Origin of the sequence: Shewanella sedimentimangrovi (assembly GCF_017354965.1) — a bacterium.
In the GTDB taxonomy this organism is placed as follows: Bacteria; Pseudomonadota; Gammaproteobacteria; order Enterobacterales; family Shewanellaceae; genus Shewanella; species Shewanella cyperi.
On record NZ_CP071502.1, the window covers coordinates 2,182,293 to 2,201,647 of the forward strand.

Annotated in this window: 19 protein-coding genes; 12 read left to right on the forward strand and 7 right to left on the reverse strand. The window is 58.7% G+C overall.

What is annotated here, in order from left to right:
* Positions 1-11 precede the first annotated feature (11 nt).
* Genes JYB85_RS09480 through JYB85_RS09490 form a run of 3 tightly spaced genes read right to left on the reverse strand, consistent with a single transcriptional unit; the run spans position 12 to position 2,094 of the window.
* A complete protein-coding gene (locus JYB85_RS09480; RefSeq protein ID WP_207379121.1) occupies positions 12-1,403 on the reverse strand; it encodes a DUF3570 domain-containing protein in 1,392 nt (463 codons plus the stop codon).
* Positions 1,394-1,609: a DUF4266 domain-containing protein gene (locus JYB85_RS09485; RefSeq protein ID WP_207379122.1), complete on the reverse strand. Its 216-nt coding sequence runs from the start codon at positions 1,607-1,609 to the stop codon at positions 1,394-1,396. Before JYB85_RS09485 ends, JYB85_RS09480 begins: the two co-directional genes overlap by 10 nt.
* Entirely contained in the window at positions 1,606-2,094 is a 489-nt protein-coding gene (locus JYB85_RS09490; RefSeq protein WP_207379123.1) for a TlpA disulfide reductase family protein, read from the reverse strand. The genes JYB85_RS09485 and JYB85_RS09490 overlap by 4 nt, the downstream gene beginning before the upstream one ends.
* A gap of 217 nt (positions 2,095-2,311) precedes the next feature.
* On the opposite strand from JYB85_RS09490, the gene hyaA reads away from it, so the two are divergent.
* The 11 genes from hyaA to JYB85_RS09545 all read left to right on the forward strand — a co-directional run bounded on the left by hyaA (position 2,312) and on the right by JYB85_RS09545 (position 14,112).
* Positions 2,312-3,448 (forward strand): nickel-dependent hydrogenase small subunit, encoded by a 1,137-nt coding sequence (gene hyaA, locus JYB85_RS09495; protein WP_207379124.1) that lies wholly within the window; start codon positions 2,312-2,314, stop codon positions 3,446-3,448.
* A 2-nt stretch (positions 3,449-3,450) separates the two neighbouring features.
* A complete protein-coding gene (gene hyaB / locus JYB85_RS09500) occupies positions 3,451-5,154 on the forward strand; it encodes a nickel-dependent hydrogenase large subunit (RefSeq protein WP_207379125.1) in 1,704 nt (567 codons plus the stop codon).
* Between the two features lie 12 nt (positions 5,155-5,166).
* On the forward strand, positions 5,167-5,841 hold the full coding sequence (cybH, locus tag JYB85_RS09505) for a Ni/Fe-hydrogenase, b-type cytochrome subunit (RefSeq protein ID WP_207319833.1): 675 nt from the start codon (positions 5,167-5,169) through the stop codon (positions 5,839-5,841).
* A gap of 34 nt (positions 5,842-5,875) precedes the next feature.
* The gene (locus tag JYB85_RS09510; protein WP_207379126.1) at positions 5,876-6,433 is read left to right on the forward strand and encodes a HyaD/HybD family hydrogenase maturation endopeptidase; all 558 of its coding nucleotides are present in this window, start codon (positions 5,876-5,878) and stop codon (positions 6,431-6,433) included.
* Positions 6,420-8,186: a Kae1-like domain-containing protein gene (locus tag JYB85_RS09515; protein ID WP_207379127.1), complete on the forward strand. Its 1,767-nt coding sequence runs from the start codon at positions 6,420-6,422 to the stop codon at positions 8,184-8,186. Before JYB85_RS09510 ends, JYB85_RS09515 begins: the two co-directional genes overlap by 14 nt.
* Entirely contained in the window at positions 8,183-10,519 is a 2,337-nt protein-coding gene (hypF, locus tag JYB85_RS09520; protein ID WP_207379128.1) for a carbamoyltransferase HypF, read from the forward strand. The genes JYB85_RS09515 and hypF overlap by 4 nt, the downstream gene beginning before the upstream one ends.
* Before the next feature lie 74 nt (positions 10,520-10,593).
* Positions 10,594-11,361, forward strand: a complete 768-nt coding sequence (gene hypB / locus JYB85_RS09525; protein ID WP_207379129.1) for a hydrogenase nickel incorporation protein HypB — start codon at positions 10,594-10,596, stop codon at positions 11,359-11,361.
* Positions 11,361-11,606, forward strand: a complete 246-nt coding sequence (locus JYB85_RS09530) for a HypC/HybG/HupF family hydrogenase formation chaperone (RefSeq protein WP_207379130.1) — start codon at positions 11,361-11,363, stop codon at positions 11,604-11,606. Before hypB ends, JYB85_RS09530 begins: the two co-directional genes overlap by 1 nt.
* The gene (gene hypD, locus JYB85_RS09535) at positions 11,599-12,726 is read left to right on the forward strand and encodes a hydrogenase formation protein HypD (RefSeq protein WP_207382024.1); all 1,128 of its coding nucleotides are present in this window, start codon (positions 11,599-11,601) and stop codon (positions 12,724-12,726) included. Before JYB85_RS09530 ends, hypD begins: the two co-directional genes overlap by 8 nt.
* On the forward strand, positions 12,716-13,738 hold the full coding sequence (gene hypE / locus JYB85_RS09540; protein WP_207319839.1) for a hydrogenase expression/formation protein HypE: 1,023 nt from the start codon (positions 12,716-12,718) through the stop codon (positions 13,736-13,738). Before hypD ends, hypE begins: the two co-directional genes overlap by 11 nt.
* Positions 13,738-14,112 carry a hydrogenase maturation nickel metallochaperone HypA/HybF gene (locus tag JYB85_RS09545; protein WP_207379131.1) on the forward strand — a complete coding sequence of 125 codons (375 nt, stop codon included), beginning with the start codon at positions 13,738-13,740 and terminating at the stop codon, positions 14,110-14,112. The genes hypE and JYB85_RS09545 overlap by 1 nt, the downstream gene beginning before the upstream one ends.
* Here JYB85_RS09545 and JYB85_RS09550 read toward each other — a convergent pair.
* Complete coding sequence (locus JYB85_RS09550) at positions 14,090-15,766, reverse strand: VRR-NUC domain-containing protein (protein ID WP_207379132.1); 1,677 nt, start codon at positions 15,764-15,766, stop codon at positions 14,090-14,092. The two genes, JYB85_RS09545 and JYB85_RS09550, sit on opposite strands and share 23 nt — an antisense overlap.
* A 4-nt stretch (positions 15,767-15,770) precedes the next feature.
* Positions 15,771-16,049: a peptidylprolyl isomerase gene (locus JYB85_RS09555; protein WP_207379133.1), complete on the reverse strand. Its 279-nt coding sequence runs from the start codon at positions 16,047-16,049 to the stop codon at positions 15,771-15,773.
* 150 nt (positions 16,050-16,199) lie between these two features.
* Between JYB85_RS09555 and JYB85_RS09560 the strand changes: the two genes are divergently transcribed.
* Complete coding sequence (locus tag JYB85_RS09560) at positions 16,200-16,625, forward strand: secondary thiamine-phosphate synthase enzyme YjbQ (RefSeq protein WP_207323935.1); 426 nt, start codon at positions 16,200-16,202, stop codon at positions 16,623-16,625.
* A gap of 19 nt (positions 16,626-16,644) precedes the next feature.
* On the opposite strand, the gene JYB85_RS09565 is transcribed toward JYB85_RS09560, so the two are convergent.
* Complete coding sequence (locus tag JYB85_RS09565; RefSeq protein ID WP_207382025.1) at positions 16,645-17,859, reverse strand: RsmB/NOP family class I SAM-dependent RNA methyltransferase; 1,215 nt, start codon at positions 17,857-17,859, stop codon at positions 16,645-16,647.
* A 159-nt stretch (positions 17,860-18,018) separates the two neighbouring features.
* On the reverse strand, positions 18,019-19,260 hold the full coding sequence (locus tag JYB85_RS09570) for a sugar MFS transporter (RefSeq protein ID WP_207379134.1): 1,242 nt from the start codon (positions 19,258-19,260) through the stop codon (positions 18,019-18,021).
* Positions 19,261-19,355: the final 95 nt, after the last annotated feature.

The following is a 19,355-nucleotide window of genomic DNA, read 5'->3' on the forward strand; positions in this document are numbered from 1 at the left end:
AAGCGATATGCTTACCATTGATAGTTTAGCTGTAACATCGCGGCATCGACCACGGGATACAGATCCAACCCCGCCAGTGCCGGCAAGGCCGGCTGACTTCCCCTGGGTACCTGGTGATACCAGCCCAAACGCCAGGCCAGCTCGCGCCCACCCGAGAGGCGGTAACCCAGCTTGACCCCCAGGGTGTAAGTGTCCATGTCGCCGAGGCGATAATCGGCGCTCATATAGCGCGGCAAGGCCTCGCCTTCCATCAGAAAGCTGCGATAAAAATCCGTCTCCCCCTGATGCAGCCAACGCAAGTGCAATTGGCCGTAAAGTCCTTTAAAGCCCCAAATATCACCGAACTGACGCCGCAAACGGGTTTCCAGGGTATGGGACTGCATGCCCCAGTCATCGAGGGTAAAACGGTAGGAAGCATCCCAAATGCCCTTGTCCATCGCGTGCTTCAGCAGGGCAAACAGGCTATGGCGCAAGCGCGAATCCGGCCGGCTCTCATACCTGTATTCCTGTGCCAGCCCCTGTTCGTTGACCACAGACAGGATTTTATAGGGATCGGTCAGGTAACCCTGACTCAGGGCCACACCATAATTGAGTTGCACCAGGGTGCTGCGATTGATTACCTGATTGAGGCCAAAGAGCAATTCCGAGGTGTACTTGCGCCTTACCCCGGGAATACGGGTTGTGGCAAAGGCCGCCAAAAAGGTGTCCTCACCGCTGAAATCCTTGCGGATGGCCATGGGCGCTCCGGCAACGGGCACGGCACCGACCGGGTCCACCACATCCATCCCCAGGGCCATGGACAGGGACAAGGTGGTATTGTCTTTATTGAAACCCCACTCAGCACCACCATTCACACCAAGGGAGGCATAGTCAAACTCTTTCGAGCCATAGACCCCGCCGTGAATGCGTTTTTCCGTTGAAATTATTTCACTCCAATCCGCCGACAGCTGCAGTCGGGTGTCTTTAAAGGTGTCATCCAGGGGTGTCTGTCCGGCGGCGATGTTGTATTCGCCACCACCCGATGGCCGGGTAAAGGTCTGCGCTGTGGGTTGCGGCAAGGCACCCGTGGCGGAGGCGCCGCTGAGACTGTCCAGCAGCATCTTGGCGGTCACGCTGAGGCTGTCGCTATAGTCGTACCTTCCCTGAACTATGCCCTCTATGGCCTGAACCCTGTCCTGCTCCCGATACCAGAGAATGGCGCCATCAAAACGCCAGGGGGCCAAGGGTTTGGCTATCCAATCGGGCAGCCAGTCGAGTCCGGTACTGTCGACGTCTTTTTCAGAGTTGCTCTTTCCAGAAAGGGATTGCCCGGTTAATTGCTCTTGTGCCACTGCATCCAGGCTCAACATCTGCACGCTGGCGACGGTCAGGGCCGCCGCCACTCCCTTGCCGCTCAATTGCATCCACAACCTCCGCCGGCAAAGGCGCGGCCACCGCTAACCCCTTCCTTGCTGAAGAAAATATGATCGTCGAGCGCCAGATCCAGCTGCTCATGATCAAGCGCCATCTCGGGTTTGGCCAGCACACCTCGTTCCCAGGGCTGTACCCCTAAATTGGCACAGCCGCCCAAGGCACACAGCAGCAACAGCGAAAGCAGCTTGGTCTTCATGGTTTTTTCACTCCCGCTGCGGACACCAAGGCCTCAATTTCGACCTCGTAATCCCTGGCCTTTTCGGTGAAAAAGCCCACGTGCGTTGAGATAAGCTGCCCCTGGCGGTCAAACAGGAAGCTTGACGGCATGCCGAGCAGGTCAAAACGGCGCGCCAGCTTGCCCTCGGGATCATAGCCTATGGTGAACCTGGGTTTGAATTCCTGGATAAAAGCCTCGGCATCGGCGGGATCCGGATCCAGATTCACCGCCAGTACCACCAGGTCATCGCCATGGCGCCGGGAAAGATCGTTCATCCAGGGGAAGGATTTACGGCAAGGACCACACCAGGACGCCCAAAAATCCAGGTACACAACCTTGCCCGAGTATTGAGTCAGCGCCATCGGCTGGCCATTGGCATCCTGAATAACGGCATCCAGCCCGGGTTCTGCCAGGGCTGCGCCGACCAGCAGCAGTAACAGCGCCGCAAACAGAGTTTTGAACATAATGAAGTCCCTAATATTGCAGTCCTTTATCTAGCTTAAGCCTTTTTCCTTGACCATAACAGGGGTTGGGCGTTTCCGCAGGGCTTCAGAATCCGGCGCCCGTGTCAAAAATCAATTGCAAAAGCTTGACCTGGGTCAAGATCCCCTTTGCCGTCGCTGCCTACACTCAGGGAAGTTACCGTCCTCTATACCCCAAAAGGAATAAAAAGGTCACATCATGGACACACATTCAGCCTTGTACGAACTGGGAAGACGTCGGCTGCAAAGCCTGCGCAACCTGCCACAACGTCACCCACACAGTCTCGCCGACAAGATGGCCGAATTTGGACTCAGCCGACGCGACTTTCTCAAGTGGAGTGCCGGTGTCAGCAGTATGTTGGCACTGCCTCTGCCTTTTTCCAATCTGGTGGCCGAAGCCGCAGAGCTGGCCGACAGGGTGCCCTTGATTTGGCTGCACATGGCCGAGTGTACCGGCTGCTCCGAGTCACTGGTGCGCGCCGATACCCCGAATCTGGACTCGTTGATTTTCGATCAGATCTCCCTTGAGTACCATGAAACCCTGATGGCCGCCGCCGGTTGGCAGGCCGAGGAGAACCTCGACCATGCCCTGGAAACCTACAAGGGCAATTACCTGTTGGCCGTTGAGGGTGCCGTACCCACCGCCAACAACGGTGCCTTCCTGACCCTGGGGTGCAAGGGCCGTACCGGCCTTGAGCTGGTCCGCAAAGCCGCTGCCGGAGCGGCAGCCATAGTTTCCGTTGGTACCTGTGCCTCCTTCGGCGGCGTTCAGGCGGCCTACCCCAACCCTACAGGTGCCAAGGGCGTGCATCAGGTGGTGGATAAGACAGTGATCAATCTCGGCGGCTGTCCCCCCAGCGAGAAGAATATCGTCGGCACCCTGATGTACTTCATCATGTTCGGCAAGTTGCCGGCGCTCGACATCTACAACCGGCCCAAATGGGCCTACGGTGCCAGGGTCCATGACAATTGCGACCGCCGCGGTCACTTTGATGCCGGTGAATTTGTCGAGCAGTTTGGTGACAACAATGCCAAACAGGGCTTTTGCCTTTACAAGGTTGGCTGCAAGGGCCCCTACACCTATAACAATTGCCCCACCGAAAGATTCAATCACCACACCAGTTGGCCCATTCAGGCGGGTCATGGCTGCATGGGCTGTTCCGAACCCAATTTCTGGGATGAGATGGCTGACTTTGAACGGCCGCTGGGAAGACAAACACTGCACGGACTGGATGCCACCGCTGACACCATAGGCAGCGTGATATTAGGCGCGGCAGCGGTTGGCATTGGTGCCCATGCCGTCGCCAGCATATTCGCCCGTGGTATTGAGGAATAATCATGAACAAGCGCGTAGTCATAGATCCCATCACCCGCATCGAGGGCCATTTGCGCATCGAAGTGGAGGTGGATGAAAACAATGTTATTCAAAAGGCCTGGTCATCATCGACCCTGTGGCGCGGCATCGAAGTGATCCTCAAGGGGCGCAGTCCCCTCGACGCGGGTCTGATAACCCAAAGGATCTGCGGTGTCTGCACCTACTCCCATTACCGCTGTGCCACCGAGGCGGTGGAAAACGCCCTGGGCACCAAGATCCCGCTCAACGCCAAGCTGTTGCGTACCCTGATGCAGGTTTCCCTGTATATGCACGATCATCTGGTGCATTTCTACCATCTGCACGGGCTGGATTGGGTTGATGTGGTATCCGCCCTGAGTGCGGATCCTGCCAAAGCGGCCAGGGAAGCGATGAAATACAGTCCCCATCCCATTGCCGCCGGTGAAGGCGATCTCAAAGCGGTGCAGGACAAGGTGGCCGGTTTTGTTGCCACCGGCAAGCTTGGGCCTTTTGCCAACGCCTATTGGGGCAATGGCACCTACAAATTCAGCCCCGAGCAAAACCTGATTGCCCTGTCACACTACCTCAAGGCGTTGGAAGTGCAGCGGGTGGCGGCAGAAATGCTGGCGATATTCGGTGGCAAGCAGCCCCATCCCCAGTCGCTGGTGGTCGGTGGCGTCACTTCGGTGCGCGATATGCTCAGCCCGGCGCGCTTGCAGGAATGGAAACAAAAACACGCCATAGTGGCCGATTTTATTGACCGGGCCTATCAGGCCGACATCATCATGGCCGCCGAAGCCTATGGCACTGAGCCCAGCGTGCTTGGCGGTGTGGCACTGACAAACTTCCTGGCCACGGATGATTTCCTGCTGGCGGACGGTGATTACCTGTTCAATGCCGGGGTGATCCTCAATGGTGATATCAATGGCGTACAGGATCTGGATCCCAGCCTGATCGCCGAAGATGTCACCCATGCCTGGTACAGCGCCCCGGCAAGCCAACATCCCTTCGACGGCACCACAGTGCCCCAGTACACAGGCTTTGTGGAACGGGACACTGTCTACGGCAAGCTGCCGACGCTCGATGGTGACGGTAAATACTCCTGGGTCAAATCCCCCAGATATCAGGGCGAGCCCATGGAAGTGGGACCACTGGCAAGCCTGCTGGTGAGCTACGCCCGCGGCAACACCGCCGTGGTCGAGGCCGTTAACGGCCTGCTGGCACGTACAGGTCTGCCAATTGGTGCCCTGTTTACCACCCTGGGCCGCACCGCTGCCCGTATGTTGCAAACCCAGTTGGTGGCCCATGAGGGTCTGCGCACCTTTGATGCCCTGCTGACCAACCTGGTGTCTGACGAAAGTACCTACGCCAAGCCCGAGATAGATCCGGACAAGGAATATCGCGGCCACGCCATGATAGAAGCACCACGGGGCATGCTCAGCCACTGGGTGCGGATCAAGGGTGGCAAGATTGAGAACTACCAGGCGGTGGTGCCGACCACCTGGAATGCGGGCCCAATGGACAGCCAGGGCAAACAAGGACCTTATGAGACCTCGCTCATAGGCCTGAAGCTGGAAGATCCGACCAAACCCCTGGAAGTGATCCGGGTCATTCACTCTTTCGATCCCTGCATGGCCTGCTCGGTGCACGTGATGGATTTCAAGGGCACAGATCTGGGTGAATTCAGGGTCGCGGCCAACGCAATCTAGGAGGCTTTGCACATGGACAAGCACATTCAGGAAGTCAGAGAATTCAAACGTACCCTGGTATTTACCGGAGCCCTGAGAGCTGCCCACTGGTTAAGGGCCGCAGCCATCACTGTACTGCTCATCAGCGGCTTTTATCTCGCCTGGCCGTTTTTGGTGGCGCCGGAGAATTCGGATGTATTGGTTCAGGGATGGATCCGCTTTGGCCACCTTATCGCCGGCTTCCTGCTGTGCGCTGTTACAGCTGTGCGTACCTACCTGTTTTTCTTCAGTAAATACGACGTTGAGCGACGCAGTGTCCGTGATCTTTTTTCGCTTAAGAGCTGGATAGCCCAGCTGAAGTCCTATTTCTGGATTGGACAGTTGAAAAAAGCCGGTGTCTACGGCCCACTGCAACTGCTGGTGTACACAGGCATAGCGGTGGCGTCGATCTTCATCTGCATCACGGGTCTGACCCTCTATGCCCAGGTTTATCACCTGGGAATGGGCGGTATGCTGTCGGATTTTGCCGCCTGGATCACAAGTGTGATGGGCGGATTGGCGAGCGTCCGACTTTGGCACCACTATGTCGCTTGGGTATTCATCGTTTTTCTGGTGTTACACATTTACATGGCGGTGTGGACAGGCATCCGCTTCAAGCACAATTCGGTGGAAGTCATAGTCAGCGGTTACGACTATCACAGGCACTGAGTGGTTAAAAGCCAAGGCGCAGCGGGGAGGCACCATGAAGTTTTTGTTGCTGGGAATAGGCAATGTGCTGTTCGCCGATGAAGGTATTGGCGTCCATTTCCTCCATTACATGGAAGAAAACTATCGCTTCAGCCACCCACTCCACAGTCTGACCCTGTTGGATGGCGGCACCCTGGCCCAGGGGCTGACCCCCATCATCAGCCAATTTGATGAAATGCTGCTGGTGGATACGGTCAACGCCGCCGGAGCCAATCCGGGGCAGGTGTATTTCTTTGACTTCGACAAAGCACCCGCCGAAATTGACTGGCAGGGCAGCGCCCACGAAGTGGAGATGCTGCAAACCCTGACCATGATGGAAATGCTCGGGGACAGACCAAAAACCTGGGTGCTGGGTGTGACCCCTACCCGCCTGGAACCCATGCGTCTGGGCCTGAGTCCCGAGCTGCTCGGCGTGGTACCCCTGATGGAAGAGGTGGTGCTCAAGCACCTTCGAAGCCTTGGCTTTGAGGTGGAGCGCCGCCAACACCGCCCCATAGAAGAGCTGATCCCAAGCGCCTGGCAAGGGCAGATCCCAATTCATGAAAACTCTTAGATTTTACTTTCCCTGCCACAGGCCGGTCCCTTTCTATCACAGCTATTTAAATCGACTGCTGGCGACGGCGGAACTGGATTTGGCGATCGGGTATCACAATGTGAGCGGCCAGTCTCATTACCTGCTGGATGCCAGTGGCAGTCAGAAACAACTGGAGCAGTTGGCCGATCTCCTGGCCCGGGAGCTACCGGTCTCGCTGGCGCTGGGTAAGCCGGGGCTGGAGCTTGTCGAAACACCCGACAGCTTGACAGCAACCGTGCCTATCCCCCCCATGGAAGACATGGGGGCAGGTCTTGGATTTTGCAGCCACTGCCTGCCCTGGTTCAGTCAGGTGCAAGATGATTTGCCCCGGCAATTATCGCTGAGCTGCCCCTGCTGCCATGGCGAGCAACAACTGACGCCGGGGGCCCGGGCCATCACAGCGGATGAATTGGCAACAGCCGTGGCCGTGCTGGCGGATGGCAAAAGCGCAGTCCTTGGCGGTGTGACGTACGCTTACCGGGCGGCGCCGGAAAACGCTGACTGCGCCAGCTTGCTTATTTGCGATCCCAAGGTGCTGACAAAACATTTGCTGGCCGATGCAGAGCAACAACTGGCGCTGTCGGCCCTGGAGAAACCCTGGGTTCGGCTCACGCCCCTGCCCGGACACGAGTTACTGAACCTACACTGGTATCGTTGCCGCTTCGCCGCCAGTCGTCTGGAGCTGCTGCTGACGGCCGCGCTGGCCCGGGCCGGTATGGATTGGGTGCATGTGTCACAGGATGGGGCCCGGGATGAGGTCTGTCAGCTGGCGGGAACCTGGATGCCGGTGCAGCGCAGCCAAAGCTTCAAGCTGACGCTCAGTGAATCCCTGTTTGCCCAAACCGAGTCGGATACCGGGGCCTGGCGCGCCCGTTCGTGCGGCCCGGAGCAACTGCAACTTGAACCCCTTACCCATGGGGCCGAAATTAAGGATCCCGCCCGGCTGGCGCTGCAGGGGACACTGCTGCGCCGGGGCAAGGCTCTTGCCAATAGCGCAGTGCTTTACCTTGGTCATCAAGGCCCCATGCAGCTGCAGGGTTATGACGCCCAGGCAGAGCAACAGGTCTTTTTGTCCCTGAGCCCGTTGCCGGCGACGGGATTACAGCTTTATCAGGCCCTGCTAAGCGGCGCTCCCGAGCTGATACAGAAATTCCGTGAACAGTTTCCTTACGAATGTCTGGCATTGTCTGAGCTGAACCTCAGCCATGGGACCAGTCCCCGCACTGATTCGTTGCAAAGCCTGCTTGCCACGGCCGCCTGTGTGCTGGGGCTGGGCTACCGCCAAAGCAAGCAACAACTGGCAGCCGCCCTGGCCGCCAGCGCCACCCACCACAGGGGACACAATGCCCCCAGAGTCGATTTCCCCCTGGTGTGGGGCAGCGAGGGCCGCACCATAGACTGGCGCCGCATGCTCGGCACCCTGATAAGCTTCCGCCTTGCCGGAGACAAGGACAGCAGTCGTCTGGCCTTTGGGGTATTGGACTCACTGGCGGATTATTTGGCCAACTGGGTGGAGCACCTGGATCAGCAACTGGGCATAGAACAGCTGGTACTGGCCGGACAGGATCTCAATAATCCTGTGTTGGCCCAGCGGCTGACCTTGCGTCTGGGAAAAAACGTCAGGCTCAGGGTCAATCCGGCGCTGGATCTCGGCGGCAGTCTACTGGCGGTGGGCGCCTTATTTGACCGCCCTGCCCGCCGCTCAAGCCAGCAGCGGGAAACTGCGCCATGAAAGCCATAAGCCTGCATGTGGGCGGCATAGTTCAGGGGGTGGGTTTCCGACCCCATGTCTACCGCCTGGCCAGGGAACTGGCCCTCCGGGGGCATGTGCTCAATGACGCCAGTGGGGTACATATCGACCTTTATGGTGAGCCCACCCAGCTGGCGCGGTTTATTGAGCAACTCAGGCATTGCCCCCCGCCCCTGGCGCGAATTGATTTTATCCATGAAAGCCCACTGCCCATGCCTCCATGGCCGCCCCAGGATTTTGAGATCCGCTCCAGTCAGGCGGATGACAAGGCCACTGTGCTGATGTCGGCGGACAAGAGCAGTTGCGAAGCCTGCCTGGCGGAAATCCGCGATCCTGAAGATCGCCACTTTGACTACCCTTTCACCAACTGCACCCACTGCGGCCCCCGCTACAGCCTGATACGGGCCTTGCCCTATGACAGGGTCAATACCTCCATGGCCGCATTTGCCATGTGCCCCGAGTGTGAAGGTGAATATCGGGATCCCATGGACCGCCGCTACCACGCCCAGCCCGTCAGCTGTCCCCATTGCGGACCGCACTTGAGCCTGCTCAGTGTCTCGGGAGAAGTGCTGTGTGATGACAGCAGCCGCGCCATGGATCTCACGGCAGATATGCTGGCATCCGGAAACATACTCGCCATCAAGGGCCTTGGCGGCTTCCATCTGGTCTGTGACGCCCGCAATGCAGATGCGGTTGCCCTGCTGCGGCAAAGAAAACACCGGCCAGCCAAGCCCCTTGCCGTGATGGTGCCCGATCTTGACTGCGCCAAACAGCTCGCTATCGGGTCGCAGGAGGAATGGCAACTGCTGTGCAGCCGTGAAAAACCCATAGTGCTGCTGCATAAACAGCCACAACAGTCGCTTGTCTGTGAGGCAGTGGCCCCCGGCATCGACAGACTGGGATTATTTCTTCCCTACACACCGCTGCACCAGCTGCTGTTGGCACGCTGTGGCTTTCCCCTGGTTGCCACCAGCGCCAACCAGAGCGGAGATCCCATCATCACGGACTCAGAGCAGGTGCTGGCGCGTCTGGCCAAGGTGGTGGACGCTGTGCTCGATCATAACCGCCCCATAGTGAATGGCTGCGATGACAGCGTGGTGCAATGGGCCGGCGGGCAGATGCAGGTGATCCGCCTCGCCCGTGGCTATGCCCCCCTGTGCCTTGAGAGTCGGCTTGACAGTCAGCGGGAAACCGACGGCGACTGGTTGGCCGTGGGACCGCAGCAAAAAAATACCCTGGCGCTGAATCTGGGCTCGCACCTGTTTCTGAGCCCCCACATTGGCGACTTGTTCAGCGTCGAAGCCGAGGCCTATTTCGAACGTACCCTGGCGACCTTTCAGCGCTTGTACAGCATAGCCCCCGCGGGCATCGCCTGCGATCGCCATCCCGATTACAGCTCCAGTCGCTGGGCCCATGCCAGGGCACAAGCGGGGCAAGGCCTGTTGCCGGTGCAACACCACCACGCCCATGTGCTGGCCACCATGGCGGCAAACGATATCAGCTCCCCGGTGCTGGGATTTTGTTTCGACGGCAGCGGCCTGGGAGATGACGGGGAAATATGGGGCGGTGAGGTCCTGCTGTGTCGGCCGTCGGGCTACCGGCGTTTGGCCCATGTGCGCAGTTTCGCCGTCACCGGCGGTGACAAGGTCGCCACCGAGCCCTGGCGCGTCTTGCTTGGCCTGCTTGCCGACGAGCTGGTTGATGACAGCATTCACACCCTCAAGCTGCCGGCGCTGGAAAGGCTCGGGGAGCTGCAGCGGGCCAACCTGCTGCGCCTGACCCGCTCCAGTAGGCTCAAATGCAGTTCCATGGGGCGCTTATTCGATGCGGCAGCGGCCCTGCTCGGCTTCGAAGGGCCCATACTGTTTGAAGGCCAGGCAGGATTGTATCTCGAAGCCCTGGCTGCCAAGTCACAGCACAAGAATGGGTCGTCCAATTCTCTGCGCCTGGCGATAACCCCCGATGACAAGGGCTTTGTGCTCGACGGCCATGGACTGATCCTGGCAATGATAGATGCCCTTCGCGCCGGCACAGATGTCAGTGCTGACCGGTTGAAGGCCGATCTGGCCCGGCAGTTTATTCTGGCCCTGTCACGGGCCGTGCTCGAACTGGCTGACCACTATCCCGACCTGCCCGTGGTCCTCAGCGGCGGCGTGTTCCAGAACCGAACCCTGGCCGATGCCTGTGTGGCCGGTTTGCAGCAAAGGGGTCGAACCCTGCTGCCCTGGGGCCAGGTGCCCGTAAATGATGGCGGTATCGCCCTGGGGCAACTGTGGGCGGCATTGCACGGCAATAAGGGCGAAAGCCTGACCTGAATCAAGGCACTCGGGTGCCGAAAGACAGACACTGAATATCCGGGGCACGCCCCAGAGCAAGGAGACAAAGCCAAATGTGTAAAGATTGCGGCTGCAGCCTGACACAGGACAGCATGAAGGACACGCTGCGACAGAATCCCCAACTGCAGGATCCGAAAACCCTCAGCAGTATCCACAGGATCCTGGCACGCAACGACAGTGAGGCCGTTCATAACCGCCGCCACTTCGAAGCCGGTGCCATGAGCGCCTATAACCTGATGAGCAGCCCGGGAAGCGGCAAAACCAGTTTACTGGAATACCTTGGTCAGTTCACGCCCCTGAGTTTTCAGGTCATTGAAGGGGATTTGGAAACCAGTCGCGATGCCGACCGCCTGCTGGCTCGCGGGATCAAAGCGGTGCAAATTCAAACCGGCAGCGCCTGCCATTTGGACGCTTTTATGGTGCATGGCGCCCTCCACCACCTTGAAGGCAACCAGGTCGATATCACCTTTGTGGAAAACGTCGGCAATCTGGTGTGCCCCGCCAGCTACGACATAGGCTGCCATCGCAACATAGTGCTGGTGTCGGTACCCGAAGGTGATGACAAGATAGCCAAGTATCCGGTCATGTTCCGCCGCGCCGATCTGGTGCTGATCAGCAAGTGCGACCTGCTGCCCTATTTCGATTTCAGTCTGGATGAGGCGCTGACGTCGCTTCACGCCATTAATCCCAAGGTTAAGGTTATCCAGATCTCCATCAAGGATGGCCGCGGTATGGCCGAACTGGCCGACTGGTTGGCACAGGATCACGGTCAAAGATTCGCTGACCAGCCCAATAGCCTGCAACGGCAGGGAGAGCGCTGATGTGTCTTTCGGTCCCGTCACAGGTGGTGGCACTGCATCCCGATGAAGCCGCGGTCACTGTAGATACCCTCGGCGTACGGCGCAAAGTCAGTTGTCATTTGCTGGCCGATGAATTGACCATCGGCGACTACGTGCTGATCCACATCGGTTTTGTTATGAATAAAATTGATAAAGAAGATGCACTGAAAAGCATAGAAACATACAAGGATATAGTTTCAAGCATGGAGAGCGATGAAAATGCTTGAACTCAAGAGTTTGTACCGGGTATTCCGTGATCCGGACACCATGGCCGCCTTGGCCGTGTCCATTGCCAAGGACGCAGCCCACTTGAGCGAGCCACTGAACATTATGGAGGTCTGTGGCGGCCATACCCACACCATAATGAAATATGGTCTGCCTGGCCTGCTGCCAAGCAACATACGTTTTATCCATGGACCCGGTTGTCCTGTGTGCATTATGCCAAAGGAGCGCATCGATCAGGCGGCGATTCTTGCAACCCAACCGGGAGTGATATTGCTGACCCTGGGCGACATGATGCGGGTGCCGGGCTCCCATGGCAGCCTGGCGCAGCAAAGGGCCAAGGGTCTGGATATCCGCGCCCTCTATGATCCACTCGATGCCCTTGCCATCGCCCGTGACAATCCCGGCAAAACCGTCGTCTATTTTGCCATAGGTTTTGAAACCTCCACCCCCATGACCGCAGTGCTGCTGGAACAGGCCGAACGTCTGGGGCTGGATAACCTGCTTTTCCACATCAACCACGTGCTGGTGCCTCCGGCCATGGACGCCGTAATGGCAGAGCCCGCCACCAAGGTAAACGCCTTTATCGGACCGGCCCATGTCAGTGTGATTGCCGGTGCCGACATTTATCGACCTGCCGCAGACAAATATCACACCCCTGTGGTGGTCAGCGGCTTTGAGCCCGTGGATTTGATGGAATCCATTTTGCGCCTGGTGCGGCAGAAAAACGAGGGCCGCAGCGAAGTGGAAATCCAGTACAGCCGCGCGGTCACGGCCGAAGGTAACCGCACGGCTCAGGCCAAGGTCAATCAGGTGATGGAAGTGCGGGACGAGTTTCGCTGGCGTGGCCTCGGCCCCATACCCAAGTCTGCCTTGAAACTCAGAGACGAATATCAACACCGGGACGCGGAGCGGGTTTACGGTGAGCGCCTGCCCATAGTGCAAATTGACGATCACAAGGCCTGCCAGTGCGGCGACATACTGCGAGGTCTCGCCGATCCCACGGATTGCCGGGTATTCGGTCGTGGCTGCACCCCCCAGACGCCCCTTGGCAGCTGCATGGTCAGCTCTGAGGGTGCCTGCAATGCCTATTACAGATACAGCGGAGGGCCGAATGTCCTTTAAACAGAGCACGTCCCTTAAACAGATCCAACTGGCCCACGGTGGCGGCGGCCTGGAGATGGCCAAACTGATCCGTGAGTTGTTTTTTACCGCCTTTGACAATCCCATATTGGCAGCCGAAGAGGATGCCGCCGTACTCAACCTGAGCGGCCCCTGCGCCTTCACCACAGACTCATTCACCGTATCGCCGCTGTTTTTTGCCGGTGGTGATATAGGCAAACTCGCCATAGCCGGCACGGTCAATGATCTGGCCATGATGGGCGCCGAACCCCAGTACCTGAGCCTGGCCCTGGTGATAGAAGAAGGCTTTGAACTGGCCAAACTGAAAACCATTATCCAAAGCATGGCAGCGGAGCTGGCAAAAAGCGGTGCCCGCATCGTTTGCGGCGATACCAAAGTAGTGCCCAAGGGCTGCGCCGATGGACTGTTTGTCAATACCACAGGTGTCGGCCGGGTGCTGCGTCCGGGCCTGTCGGCAGCAAAACTGCAGCCGGGAGATGCCATCCTGGTGTCCGGCGACATAGGCAGGCACGGCGCCGCCATTCTGATGGCCCGGGAAGGTCTGCAATTGGAGTCGGATCTGATTAGCGATTGCGCCAGCCTGTGGCAAGTGGTCGAGCAACTGCTGGCTCTTCCCTTTGAGCTGCACGCCATGCGCGATGCCACCCGCGGCGGCATCGCTGCCGTGCTCAACGAATGGGCCGTTCGCTCCGGTGTCGGCATAGCCCTTGAAGAAGCCCGTCTGCCGATCAGCGACGAGGTGCAGGGACTGTGTGAACTCTATGGCTTTGAGGCCACAGATCTCGCCAACGAAGGCACCTTCGTATTGGCGCTGCCTAAGCGCGATGCCGAAGGCGCCCTGGAAGTGCTGCGCCGTTTTGACGGCGGCAGCAAGGCCGCCATCATAGGTGAAGTGTGCGAGGATCACGCGGGCCGAGTGGTGTTGACCACCGCCTGGGGGGGACGACGCTACCTCGACCTGCCCCAGGGTGAATTGCTGCCGAGGATCTGCTGATGCACGAGTTCTCCATAGTGGCGGCGCTGCTTGAGCAGTGTGAACGCCTGGCGCGGGAACAAGGCGCCATTGGTGTCACCCATGTGAAGGTTCAGCTGGGGGAAGTCAGCGGCGTCGAACCGGCGCTGCTCGCCACCGCCTTTGACGGCTTCAAGTTGGGCAGTCTCTGTGAACGGGCCGAGCTTGAACTGGAGATAGTGCCCCTGACCCTGGGCTGCAATGACTGCGGCGCCAGCGGACCCGCCCACAACCGCAGCATGATCTGTCCCCAATGTCAGGGGACCAATACCCGCACCCTGACAGGTGAAGAGCTGCTTCTGGCCCGCCTGGAGCTGGAGCTGCCCGGCGATACTAGTCCCCTGTCAGCCAACTGATATGCAGTACCGAAGCGTCAAGTTGCCGCGCCTGGAACCAGTCAAACCAGCGACGCTGGCTGTCCTGTAGCCTGTCACCCGGGCCCTTGATTTCCACAAAGGCCAGCCCATCCTGTTTCAGCACCAGCAGATCCGGCCAACCGCTGCGGTAAAATTGCGGATCCTTAAGCATACGTTCGAGCAAATCCGTCAGCAGCGCCCCATCCAGGTGGCTAAGCACAGCCGCAAGCACCTCGCCGTCAAACTGCTTCCAGTTGACCCAATCGTTAACCAAGCCCTGCTTGGTTTCAAAATGCCGGGTCAATATCGACAGTTCCCCTTCCCGCAGGCGCTGCAGGCGCTCTTCCAGGGCAACTTGCCGGGCCGCCACAAAGCCGGGGCGGTACATGTCCCTTGGCCGGGATTGAAACGGATTGTCAAAGGCGCCCTTGACCGGCATGAAGATAATATCCCACAGCGCCAGGCCAAAAATGCCGCAGACAAAGGCATTTTCCAAATGCCAGGCCCGCAGGCCCCGCGACTCGAACCAGGCGATGGCGGCCTGCTCAACCTTGCCTTCAAAGGGAGGAAGCGCCAGTTGCTGCCCTGGAATAGTCGAAGCCGGCGCCCTAAGCCAAGGCCTACCAAGCTGCCTGGCCAATCGCGGCCCCATGCGCCTTGCCGCCGCCAACTCCTGCTCGTCCCAGGGATTGGCTATCATGGCCTCCACCACAGCCAGGGCCTCTTCAAAGCGTGCCAGTTTCTCCAGACAACGTGCCGAGCGCTCCCGAGCCGGCGTCTGCGCCAGTTCCCCGTAAATTGTCAGGGCAAGGTCATCAGCCCCCCTGCGCTCCAGCTCCCGGGCAATGCGCCCCCTTAACTGCTGGCGTTTATCCTCCAGCCCTCCCCCAGTAGCCAAGGGATGGGGGCACTGGGCCAGCATAAGCTCTAGTTCATCGCGCTCCAGAGTACGGCCGCTCAGCTCAAGCTGCTCACTGAGCTGGCTCAGCAAAAGCGCCGCTTCTATGTCGGCCCGGGTATCGAACCTGCGCAGGGCCTTGTCTACGGCATAGTTTTCATAGCGCCGTAGCCCCATATCACCAAGCACAAATTCACTGAGATCCTGATAACTGTTGCCAAAATAGAGCAACTTGAACAGGGCCATGGGATCGTCCCGCAGCCAGAGACAATCGCTGCGCCAATATTCGGCCAGGCTCGACCACAGGCCTTTCTGTTCTATCAAAACTGCCAACTCGGCCTTGGTTACGCCCTTGTTTACGTCCAAGGTTACGCCCTTGCTTACGCCCAGGGGCGCGGACTTGGGGTCCTCAGAGACCAGCGCCGTGCGCCACTCGGCCAGAGTCAGTAAGGCATTGAGCTCAGAATGGGGCGCGGCCAGCCCGGTTTCGATAAAGCCCGCCAGGCGCAGCTCATTCAGTGCCGAGGGCAAATCATCCAGTTCCGGATAGCGAAGTTTGCTTATCCTGAACCATTGCCCCTTGCGCAACAACAGTCTGACCAGCAGGCAGCGGGCGTCATGGCCAAGTTGGTCGAAGCGTGCAAGAAACCCCAGCTCGCTGTCACTCAGCAGATCGCGATACCTGTCGAGTCCCCCCAACAGGCTGAGAAAATTGCCCAGATAGTAGTCCGGAGCCAGAGATGGCACATCGGCCATGGGATCAACTGCGGTAGATGGTTTGGATCAAGTGAAAGCCGAATTGGGTCTTGACCGGACCATGAACTTCCAGCACCGGCTTTTTAAACACCACGTCATCGAATACCTTGACCATCTGTCCGGGGCCGAATTCCCCCAGATCGCCGCCGCGACGCTTTGATGGACAAAGGGAATATTGCTTGGCCAACTTGCCGAAATCCTCGCCCTTGGTGATACGGGCCTTGAGCTTTTCTGCCTCTTCGCGGGTTTTGACCAGAATATGTCGTGCACAGGCGCGGGCCATGGTTTACCTCTTTTGCTGCGCCCCGTCTGGGGGCACTTAAATAGAAAAAGTCTGGGGCGATCTTACCGCAAAAGCGCGGCGGCGTCAGTCTTGCCGTCCCCGGGGACAGCGCCTACACTGGCGCCTCGTTGACAGCAAAAGGAGTTTTCAATGTGGCAGCAACACACACTTAATCTCAAAGCGCGAGCCAGGGGCTTTCATCTGATCACTGCGGAAATCAATGCCGCGCTGCAAGGCATGCCTGCGGTGAGCTGTGGCCTGCTGCATCTGCAACTCTTGCACACCTCGGCCTCCCTCAGTCTCAATGAGAATGCCGATCCCGATGTCCGGGGTGATTTCGAACGTTTCTTTAATCGCCTGGTCCCTGAAAACGCGCCTTACTTCAGACACCTGGATGAAGGCCCGGATGACATGCCGGCCCATATCAAGTCCAGTATCCTTGGTACCAGCCTGCTGCTGCCTGTTAACCGGCAACAACTGGCACTGGGTACCTGGCAAGGCGTGTATCTCGGGGAGCACAGGGATGCGGGGGGATCGCGGCGCCTTTTGCTAACCCTGCAGGGGCAGCCGGGATAAACCAGCGGCCCCTTGGTTGCTACTCTGCGATTCTCTCTATGCGCGCAAGATAAAAGCCGTCAAAACCCTGATTTGCTGGCGTAATACACTCATCATCCAACAGGCGGAAGTTGCTTTGTGCCGCAAGAAATTTGTCCACCTGACGGCGGTTTTCGGATGGCAGTATCGAGCAGGTGGCGTAAACCAGTATGCCACCTACTTTCAACATCCGGCTGTAGCTGCCGAGAATATGTTCCTGCAACTCCATCAGCACAGGTAAACGTTCTTCGGTGTCACGCCACTTGGCATCGGGGTTACGTTTGAGTACCCCAAGGCCAGAACAGGGTACGTCGAGCAGCAGCCGATCGGCGGACAGCTTGAGGCGCTTGATGGTCTTGCTGCCGGCAATGAGGCGGGTTTCGACGTTGTGGGCGCCGGCGCGGCGGGCACGCTGCTTCAGGTTATCCAGCTTCCATTGCTCCACATCCATGGCCAGTAGACGACCACGGCCCTGCATCTTGGCTGCCAGATGCAGGGTCTTGCCGCCGGCACCGGCACAGGCATCGATCACCCGCATACCGGGCGCCACATCCAGGGCATCGGCCACCAGCTGCGAACCAGCATCCTGCTGCTCAAACCAACCATCGGCGAAACTCTGGGTGCGAAACAGCGCAGCATCCGAGGTCACTTCCAGCGCCGAGGGCACACCGGCCACCGGCTGGGTATCAACGCCTTCGCCCTTGAGACGGGCCATCAGCGCCTGCGGATCGCACTTGAGACCGTTGCTGCGCAGATAGCGCTTGGGTGCCAGCGCCAGCGCCGCGCGCTCTGCCGGCCAGGCCTCACCCAGCTCCGCTTGGCCCAGGGTATCCAACCAGGCGGGACAACCATCCCACAGTGGCCCTTGGTTGCGAGCCTGTGCCAGACGACCTGCGAATTCGGCCGCATCCACCGGTAAGGCGTACTTCATTTTCGGCAGTGGCAGTTCATGGAACAGGTGCCAGGCGTTGATAAGCCGCGAACCTTCACGCTCCACCCTTGCCGGCTCTATGTCGGCCAAATAGCAAAACAGATTCAGACGCCGCAGCAGATCCCCCGTGACCAGAGCGATCCTGGCCTGCTCGGCAGGTGCCAGTTGCAGTCCTGAGAAGTGCCTGGAATAGGCTCTGTCCAGGGGCGCACCTTCAATCAATACCTGATTGAGAACACCGAGCACCAATTCGCAGGAAGACGCAGACAAGGGAGATAACATAATGGCAGGATCCGGGTGAAGAAAACCGCCGGATCTTAGGCGTTAACGCCGGCGGGCGCAAGGCGAACCTGCCCCGAAAGCCGCAAACGGCGTGAAAAATCCGCCAAAATAAAAAGAGGCCCCGCAGGGCCCCTTTCAAACTCGGCAATAGCGCCTGCAATATCAGTCCAGGCGTGAGCCGCGCAGACCATAAAACAGTATGTAGCCGTAGCAAAGGACCGGCAGTACGAAGGACAGATGCAGCCCGACCACATCGGCCAGCATGCCCTGAAACAGCGGGATGATGGCGCCACCGACAATGGCCAGACACAGCACACCTGAGCCCTGTGAAGTGGCAGGACCGAGATCCCGCAGTGCCAGGCTGAAAATGGTTGGGAACATAATGGAATTGAACAGCCCCACGGCCAGAATCGACCACATGGCCAGCTGGCCTTCGCTGCCCATGGCAAGCATCACCAGCGCCGCCGCCATCAGAGCGTTGAACGCCAGCACCTTACCGGCAGCCACTTTTTGCATCACGGCAGAACCGATAAAACGCCCCACCATGGCACCACCCCAGTAATAGGCGATGTAATGGGCCGCATCGGCTTCAGCCATGCCGGCCACCTTTTCATCACCAAGGAAGTTCACCAGCAAGCTGCCGATGGCCACTTCACCGCCCACATATACGAAAATAGCCACGGCGCCGAGCACCAGGTGACGGTAGCTCAAGGCGCTGCGGACAGGTTCAGCAACCGCGTCTTCCTGGCTGTGGATGACGGGCAATGACAACTTGGAAAACACCAGTGCCAGCAGGCCCAGCATGCCTGCCAGCAACAGATAAGGCAGCTTGACCACATCGGCCTCGGCCTGGGCGTCCAGGGCTGCGCCACTGGCCACAGACAGAATAAGCACAGCACCGAAAAAAGGCGCCACTGTGGTGCCAAGAGAGTTGAAGGCCTGGGTCAGGGTCAGACGGCTTGAGGCGGTTTCGGGATTGCCGAGTGCCGTCACATAGGGGTTGGCAGCCACCTGCAGTACAGTGATGCCGGACGCCAACACAAACAAGGCACCGAGGAACAAGCCGTAGGATATGGCCGCTGCCGCGGGGTAAAACAACAGGCAACCTATGGCCGCAACCACCAAACCGGTGACAATACCGCGCTGATAGCCGAGTTTTTTCACCAACTGCCCTGCCGGTACCGACACCAGGAAGTAAGCGCCGAAGAAGCAAAACTGGATCAGCATCGCCTGGGTATAGTTCAGTGAGAACACGCCCTTGAGGTGCGGGATCAAAATATCATTCAGGCAGGTAATAAAACCCCACATAAAGAACAGCGACGTGAGCGACGTCAGGGCAAAACCGTATTTGCCGTCTGTTGCCGTCACTTGGACCGTAGCCCCGGTGTTGATACTGCTTGCCATAGCTTCCTCTCTTTCTGTTGTTATCGTTATTTGCGACGCCAGGCCGGCTTCAGGGGTCAACCTCGACCGCTGTCGCTATGTATAAAGTATTCCAT

Excerpts from the sequence above, each read along its gene's own strand:
- JYB85_RS09480 (WP_207379121.1), bottom strand. The coding sequence starts at position 1,403 with ATGCAATTGAGCGGCAAGGGAGTGGCGGCGGCCCTGACCGTCGCCAGC.
- JYB85_RS09485 (WP_207379122.1), bottom strand. The coding sequence starts at position 1,609 with ATGAAGACCAAGCTGCTTTCGCTGTTGCTGCTGTGTGCCTTGGGCGGC.
- JYB85_RS09490 (WP_207379123.1), bottom strand. The coding sequence starts at position 2,094 with ATGTTCAAAACTCTGTTTGCGGCGCTGTTACTGCTGCTGGTCGGCGCA.
- hyaA (WP_207379124.1), top strand. The coding sequence starts at position 2,312 with ATGGACACACATTCAGCCTTGTACGAACTGGGAAGACGTCGGCTGCAA.
- hyaB (WP_207379125.1), top strand. The coding sequence starts at position 3,451 with ATGAACAAGCGCGTAGTCATAGATCCCATCACCCGCATCGAGGGCCAT.
- cybH (WP_207319833.1), top strand. The coding sequence starts at position 5,167 with ATGGACAAGCACATTCAGGAAGTCAGAGAATTCAAACGTACCCTGGTA.
- JYB85_RS09510 (WP_207379126.1), top strand. The coding sequence starts at position 5,876 with ATGAAGTTTTTGTTGCTGGGAATAGGCAATGTGCTGTTCGCCGATGAA.
- JYB85_RS09515 (WP_207379127.1), top strand. The coding sequence starts at position 6,420 with ATGAAAACTCTTAGATTTTACTTTCCCTGCCACAGGCCGGTCCCTTTC.
- hypF (WP_207379128.1), top strand. The coding sequence starts at position 8,183 with ATGAAAGCCATAAGCCTGCATGTGGGCGGCATAGTTCAGGGGGTGGGT.
- hypB (WP_207379129.1), top strand. The coding sequence starts at position 10,594 with ATGTGTAAAGATTGCGGCTGCAGCCTGACACAGGACAGCATGAAGGAC.
- JYB85_RS09530 (WP_207379130.1), top strand. The coding sequence starts at position 11,361 with ATGTGTCTTTCGGTCCCGTCACAGGTGGTGGCACTGCATCCCGATGAA.
- hypD (WP_207382024.1), top strand. The coding sequence starts at position 11,599 with ATGCTTGAACTCAAGAGTTTGTACCGGGTATTCCGTGATCCGGACACC.
- hypE (WP_207319839.1), top strand. The coding sequence starts at position 12,716 with ATGTCCTTTAAACAGAGCACGTCCCTTAAACAGATCCAACTGGCCCAC.
- JYB85_RS09545 (WP_207379131.1), top strand. The coding sequence starts at position 13,738 with ATGCACGAGTTCTCCATAGTGGCGGCGCTGCTTGAGCAGTGTGAACGC.
- JYB85_RS09550 (WP_207379132.1), bottom strand. The coding sequence starts at position 15,766 with ATGGCCGATGTGCCATCTCTGGCTCCGGACTACTATCTGGGCAATTTT.
- JYB85_RS09555 (WP_207379133.1), bottom strand. The coding sequence starts at position 16,049 with ATGGCCCGCGCCTGTGCACGACATATTCTGGTCAAAACCCGCGAAGAG.
- JYB85_RS09560 (WP_207323935.1), top strand. The coding sequence starts at position 16,200 with ATGTGGCAGCAACACACACTTAATCTCAAAGCGCGAGCCAGGGGCTTT.
- JYB85_RS09570 (WP_207379134.1), bottom strand. The coding sequence starts at position 19,260 with ATGGCAAGCAGTATCAACACCGGGGCTACGGTCCAAGTGACGGCAACA.